At 19.8% G+C, this 803-nt stretch carries 2 pseudogenes; both read right to left on the reverse strand.

Features of this window, described 5'->3' with window-relative positions:
- Positions 1–182: pseudogene (locus EZH24_RS12895) on the reverse strand (hypothetical protein); the annotation flags it as partial.
- A gap of 146 nt (positions 183–328) precedes the next feature.
- Positions 329–803 (reverse strand): annotated as a pseudogene (locus EZH24_RS15165) (hypothetical protein); the annotation flags it as partial.

The following is an 803-nucleotide window of genomic DNA, read 5'->3' on the forward strand; positions in this document are numbered from 1 at the left end:
CAAATATTGAATATATTCCCTTCTTTCATTTTATTCATTTGAGATATAAATCTTTCACCTTCGTTAATAACTGGTATTAATAAAGCATATTTATTTCTCTTTTCAAAAAATATATATTTATTATATTTAGGAATTTTATTTTCTATTTCAAGTAATTGGGCATTTGTAAATCGATAACTCATAATACAATCCTAAAAGATGATCTTTTTATAATATTTTAAAATTAATAGTTAGTATTATTATTTATATTCTCATTTATTATTACATATTAATTCTTTAATAAATTTTTTAAATCTGCATCTGTCATAAACAAATGTTATAAATCCTATTAATGATATTTACTCATAGGTATAACAGGATAAATATATCTATACATAGGTAATGATGTAAATAAACCTACTATCATTGTAGCAAAAGAAGTAAAAGATGAGAAAAAAACAAGAAGAAGCATATTATATTTATAATCAGATCTAAAAATACATGTCAATCCTGATATAAAAAATATAACTATAGCAGTGATAATAAATACTAAAATATTTATCCACAATAGTGTATAATATAAAACATTATATATAGTCTTTCTTAATGAAATAAAGGTTATTACATTATTATCATAATAATTAGATTTAGATTGAATACTCTCATCATTTAATATTGGAGTTAGAAGATAGAATATTACATTCATATAATTAATAATATTGTTTAAATAACTTATAGGGCGTTTTAAAATATATTTAATACATACTTCTTTCAAGTCTCCTAAATACCCAACTATATTTTTTTTACCCAAAATATCCAAAATA

This window comes from Brachyspira catarrhinii (assembly GCF_005518285.1).
GTDB classification, from domain to species: Bacteria; Spirochaetota; Brachyspiria; order Brachyspirales; family Brachyspiraceae; genus Brachyspira; species Brachyspira catarrhinii.